The organism is Microbacterium sp. (assembly GCF_029263575.1).
In the GTDB taxonomy this organism is placed as follows: domain Bacteria; phylum Actinomycetota; class Actinomycetes; order Actinomycetales; family Microbacteriaceae; genus Microbacterium.
On record NZ_JAJUFV010000177.1, the window covers coordinates 1 to 5,529 of the forward strand.

At 66.2% G+C, this 5,529-nt stretch carries 5 protein-coding genes and 1 pseudogene; 2 read left to right on the forward strand and 4 right to left on the reverse strand.

The features are described from left to right. Both Q1J95_RS13930 and Q1J95_RS13935 read left to right on the forward strand, forming a co-directional pair. Nucleotides 1-2,328: glycoside hydrolase family 38 C-terminal domain-containing protein (locus tag Q1J95_RS13930; protein ID WP_300268587.1), on the forward strand; the 2,328-nt coding region annotated here is incomplete at its 5' end. Nucleotides 2,329-2,412: 84 nt separating this feature from the next. Beyond that, entirely contained in the window at nt 2,413-3,084 is a 672-nt protein-coding gene (locus Q1J95_RS13935) for an NAD(P)H-dependent oxidoreductase (RefSeq protein ID WP_300268589.1), read from the forward strand. Here the strand turns inward: Q1J95_RS13935 and Q1J95_RS13940 are convergent. The 4 genes and pseudogenes from Q1J95_RS13940 to Q1J95_RS13955 form a co-directional block, all read right to left on the reverse strand. Next, nucleotides 3,046-3,267, reverse strand: a complete 222-nt coding sequence (locus tag Q1J95_RS13940) for an acyl-CoA carboxylase subunit epsilon (RefSeq protein WP_300268592.1) — start codon at nt 3,265-3,267, stop codon at nt 3,046-3,048. The genes Q1J95_RS13935 and Q1J95_RS13940 overlap by 39 nt on opposite strands. After that, a complete protein-coding gene (locus tag Q1J95_RS13945) occupies nt 3,264-4,862 on the reverse strand; it encodes an acyl-CoA carboxylase subunit beta (RefSeq protein ID WP_300268594.1) in 1,599 nt (532 codons plus the stop codon). The genes Q1J95_RS13940 and Q1J95_RS13945 overlap by 4 nt, the downstream gene beginning before the upstream one ends. Before the next feature lie 90 nt (nt 4,863-4,952). Further along, nucleotides 4,953-5,258: a hypothetical protein gene (locus Q1J95_RS13950; protein WP_300268596.1), complete on the reverse strand. Its 306-nt coding sequence runs from the start codon at nt 5,256-5,258 to the stop codon at nt 4,953-4,955. 74 nt (nt 5,259-5,332) lie between these two features. Then, nucleotides 5,333-5,529 (reverse strand): annotated as a pseudogene (locus Q1J95_RS13955) (hypothetical protein); the annotation flags it as partial.

Here is a 5,529-nt window from a genome sequence, read left to right on the forward strand (position 1 = left end):
GCGGCACGCGAGCAGCTGGTGTCCGTTCTCTCGCAGCCCGCCTCCGCTTCCGCGCATCGCATTCACGCTGTCGGCCACGCTCATATCGATTCCGCCTGGCTGTGGCCCGTGCGCGAGACGCAACGGAAGATCGCCCGCACCTTCTCGAACGTGCTGTCGCTGCAGCAAGAAGACGACGAGTTCATCTTCGCCGCCTCCTCGGCGCAGCAGTACGCCTGGTTGAAACGGTTTCAGCCCGAGCTCTTCTCGCGCGTTCGCGCGGCCGTGGCATCCGGCCGGTTCGTCCCCACCGGCGGCATGTGGGTCGAATCCGATACCAATATGCCCGGCGGTGAGGCTCTCGCTCGACAGTTCGTGCGCGGCAAACGCTTCTTCCTCGATGAGTTCGGGGTCGAGCCCGCCGACGTCTGGCTGCCCGATTCGTTCGGCTACTCGGCCGCCCTGCCCCAGATCGCGCTGGCGGCGGGGGCGCGATGGATGCTGACGCAGAAGATGTCGTGGAACGAGACGAACGTCATGCCGCACCACACGTTCTTCTGGGAGGGCATCGACGGATCACGGATCTTCACGCACTTCCCGCCGGTCGACACCTACTCGGCGCAGCTGAGCGGCGCCGAACTCGCCAGGGCCGAACGACAGTATGCCGAGAAGGGCGTCGCCAACACGTCGCTTGTGCCGTTCGGATTCGGCGACGGCGGCGGCGGACCGAACCGCGAGATGCTTGCGGCGGCGGCGCGGCTGCGTTCGTTGGAAGGCTCGCCCACGGTGACCCTGTCGAGCCCGGCGCAGTTCTTCGACGCGGCCGAGGCCGAGTATCCGAACCCACCGGTGTGGTCGGGGGAGATGTATCTCGAGTTCCACCGTGGCACGTATACGTCTCAGGCGCGCACCAAGCGCGGCAATCGTCTGAGCGAACATGCGCTGCGTGAGGCGGAGCTGTGGGCGAGCGCGGCCACTCTTCGCGGCGCCGACTATCCGTATGACGAGCTGCAACGCCTGTGGGACATCGTGCTGCTGCAGCAGTTCCATGACATTCTTCCCGGCACCTCGATCGGTTGGGTTCACCGAGAAGCAGAACGACGCTATGACGAGGTGCTGGCCTCGGCAGAGCGCATCATCGCGACGGCGTTGCGACACGTCACGGGTGAGGGCTCGGTGCCGCTCGTCGCGAATGCTGCGCCATACGCCTGGGAGGGGGCTGCGGCGATGGGGATCTCCGCAGCAGAACGCGGGGACGTCGTCCCTGCGACCGTCGCGCGAGGGACGAGCGGCTTCGAACTGTCGAATGAGCACCTCTCGGTGCACATCGACGAGTCGGGCTTGGTGACCTCCCTCGTCTCTCGTGCGACCGGGCGCGAAGCGATCGCGCCGGGGGAGAAGGGCAATCTCCTCCAGCTGCATCGCGATACGCCCACACGGTGGGATGCCTGGGATCTCGATGAGCACTACCGTCGGCACGTCATTGACCTGACCGACGTCGTCTCGATCGAACAGGTCCCGCATCCCACCTCCGCAGTCGTCTGCGTGATCCGCGGTTGGGGGGCCACGCGGATCACGCAGACCTTGACCCTGGCCGCCGACGCTCGTGCGCTCGACATCGAGACGATGGTCGACTGGCACGAGCGTCAGAAACTGCTGAAGCTGGCGTTTCCACTCGATGTGCACACCGATCGGGCAAGCGCCGAGATTCAGTTCGGGCACGTTCAGCGTCCGACCCACGTGAACACGTCGTGGGACAAGGCCCGGTTCGAGACCGTCGCACACCGGTGGGTGCATGTCGGCGAGCCCGGGTTCGGGGTGGCCATTGCCAACGACGCCACCTACGGACACGACATCACGCGCGGGGCGCGTGCGGGCGGCGGCACAACGACGAACGTGCGGCTCTCGCTGCTGCGCGCGCCGCTGTATCCCGACCCGGAGGCTGACCAGGGCGAGCACACGTTCCGGATGAGCATCCGCCCGGACTCGGAGATAGCGGATGCCGTGCGCGAGGGCTACCGGCTGAATCTGCCGATGCGAAATCTGATGGGAGCCAGGCCCGCCGCACCGTTCGTGGCAGTGTCATCGGATGCGGTGGTAGTCGAGGCCGTGAAGCTGGCTGAAGATCGTAGCGGTGACGTGATCGTACGGCTGTACGAGGCGCACGGCGGGCGCGCGTGGGCGACACTGTCGACCTCGTTCGGTTTCGACGCCGTGGCAGAGACGGATCTGCTGGAGCGCGAGATCGCCGGAGATGCTGTCGCGGTGTCGGGTGACCGGGTCGAGCTGTGCCTGCGCGCATTTCAGCTGGTGACGCTGCGCTTCACCGGCGCGCGTATCGAACGCTGAGCATTCGGTGCGGGAAACTGCCCTCGGCCCGTCGGGGCCGGATATGTTTGAAGCGCCCGTGATGCATATAGAGAAGGATGGTCCGTGTCTACGCTGTTGGTCGCTGTGAACCCGAAGGCTGACTCGCTGACTGTCCATGTGGCGCGGCGCCTGGAAGAAGCGCTGGGTTCGAGTGGCGTCGAGGTGGCTGATCTGGCCGCTGAGGGGTTCGACCCGCGATTCACGCTCGCTGATCGTCACGTGTACCACGAGGGCACCGATCACCCGGATGACGTGCGCCAGGAACATCGGCGGTTAGAGCGTGCGAGTGAGCTGGTGCTGGTCTTTCCGGTGTACTGGTGGTCGGCTCCGGCGCTGTTGAAGGGCTGGTTCGATCGGGTCTTTGTCAACGGCTGGGCTTTTGACTATGCGCCAGAGACGGGGATCGTGCGTCGGCTGCAGGGGTTGCGGGTGCATCTGATTCCGGTGGCGGCCGACGACGCGTCGCTGTATGAACGACACGGCTACGAGAGCGCACTGCGCACGCAGATCGAGCATGGAATCGTGGACTTCTGCGGCGCGCAACGCGGCGTGACGGCTTTTCTCTATGAGTCCGAGCAGGATGATGACGTGGCCAGGCAACGCAGTATCGACCGAGTGGTGACAGCCGTGAGCGAAGCGATCACGGGCGTCACCATCACTGCGGGGTCTGAGCCGGCCGATGGCATGGCGGGCGCGTCAGCCGGCGTAGCGGCCCCAGGGGATGTCTCGGCGTAGCGGCTTGCGCAACGGCCGCTGGGTGCGCTGCCAGCCGGAGACGTGGGGCTCTTCCGCCACTGCGGTCTCCGATTCGCGCGTATAGGCGTCGGTGACCACAGCGATGAGAGCGGCGAGCTCTTCTTCGTTGGCGGTTCCGCGCACGATCTTCAGCCCGGGGGACGGGGCGACGGGTTCGGTCATAGCGGGATGTTCCCGTGCTTCTTGGGCGGAAGTTCAGCGCGCTTTCCGCGCAACGAGCGGAGGGCCTTGGCGATCGAGACGCGGGTGCCGGCCGGTTCGATGATGCCGTCGAGCTCACCGCGTTCGGCGGCGAGGAAAGGCGAGGCGACGTTGTAGGTGTACTCGTTGGCCAGGCGCGTACGCACGGCGGCGACGTCTTCGCCGGCCTCTTCGGCTTTCTTGATCTCGCCGCGGTAGAGGATGTTCACGGCGCCCTGGCCGCCCATGACCGCGATCTCGGCGGTCGGCCAGGCGAGGTTGATATCGGCGCCGAGCTGTTTGGAACCCATCACGATGTAGGCGCCGCCATAGGCCTTGCGCAGAATGACGGTGACCAGCGGCACGGTGGCTTCGGCGTAGGCGTAGAGCAGTTTCGCGCCGCGGCGGATGACGCCGGTCCATTCCTGGTCGGTTCCGGGGAGGTAGCCGGGCACGTCGACGAGGGTGACGATGGGGATCGAGAAGGCGTCGCAGAAGCGCACGAAGCGGCTGGCCTTCTCGCCGGCTTCGATGTTCAGGGTGCCAGCCATCTGCGAGGGCTGGTTGGCGATGATGCCGACCGTGCGACCTTCGACGCGGCCGAAGCCGATGAGGATGTTGGGGGCGAACAGCGGTTGAACCTCGAGGAAGTCACCGTCGTCGACGACGTGCTCGATGACGGTGTGCATGTCATACGGTTGGTTCGGCGAGTCGGGGACGATGCCGTTGAGGGTGCGGTCGGCGTCGGTGGTCTCGAACTCGAAGCCGCTCTCGTACGAGGGGAGCTCCGCCATGTTGTTGTCGGGGAGGAACCCCAGCAGCGTGCGCGCGTAGTCGAGGGCATCGTCTTCGTCTTCGGCGAGGTAATGCGCGACGCCGGAGCGGGTGTTGTGAGTGTGAGCGCCGCCGAGCTCTTCCATGCCGACGTCTTCGCCGGTGACGGTCTTGATGACGTCGGGCCCGGTGACGAACATCTGGCTGGTCTTGTCGACCATGATGACGAAGTCGGTGAGCGCGGGGGAGTACACGGCGCCGCCAGCGGCCGGGCCCATGACGATCGAGATCTGCGGGATGACGCCGGATGCGCGGGTGTTCAGCCGGAAGATCTCGCCGTACTTGCCGAGGGCGACGACGCCTTCTTGGATGCGGGCTCCGCCGGAATCGAGGATGCCGATGCAGGGCATGCCGCCGGCGAGGGCGAACTCCATGACTTTGATGATCTTCTCGCCGGCGACTTCGCCGAGCGATCCGCCGAAGGTGGAGAAGTCCTGCGAGTAGACGGCGACGGTTCGGCCGTGGATGGTGCCGACGCCCGTGACGACGGAGTCGCCGTAGGGCCGGGAGCGGTCCATGCCGAAAGCGGTGGTGCGGTGGCGCACGTACTCGTCGAACTCGACGAAGCTGCCGGGGTCCATGAGGCATTCGATGCGCTCGCGCGCGGTCATCTTGCCCTTGGCGTGCTGCTTCTCCTTCGCGACCTTCTCGGCGTCGACCACGGCTTCGCTGTAGCGAGCGCGCAGGTCGGCGATCTTGCCGGCGGTAGTAAAGAGGTCAGGGGTGTCCGTCACGGATTCCACCCTAGTAGGGCGATGCTTCGACGCGTTGGATGCCTCGCACAACGAGGTGCGGAATCCTTTGCAGGTTTTCCCTGATCGTTGCCGGTCGCCTCATGCGACGAACCGCCAGATGTACTCCAGCCCGTCGGCCTGCCGAAACCACGCGAGCGTGACGACGACCTCTTCGACATCGGCAGCGCACAGGCACAGCTCGATGCGCTCGGCCGGCAGCACCTGACCCCACAGCTGTGGCGGCTCTGTCTCGTGCCCGTCGCCGCGGAAGACTCGCACGAAGTCTGCCGCATCTCGCCCTTCGTTCACGACGATCGGGTGTGCGGGGTCAGCCCGTACGACATGCCAGGGCACGCGATACGCGGCCGGTTTCGGTTGCTCAGCTGGTTCGATTCTTCGTAGCATGCGGCCACGGTAGAAGTGGCATCCGACGCTGAATGCCGGCGATTCGCGCACTCCGCGCGACCAGTGGAGAACCGCTACGAATCGTCTCCTGTGGAGAACGAGCCCGCGTCCGCATCGCGGCGCCCGAGCCGTGTCATCCGGCTGGCTTGGCGGCCGACCCAGACAGCGCCGCTGGCTACCGTCCCCGCAGCCCCGGCGACGGCGTTTCCGGCGTAGCGCGCGCCGCGCAGCATCCGCAGTTCGAGCTTCTCCGCACTCGCCGCCGGTTCCA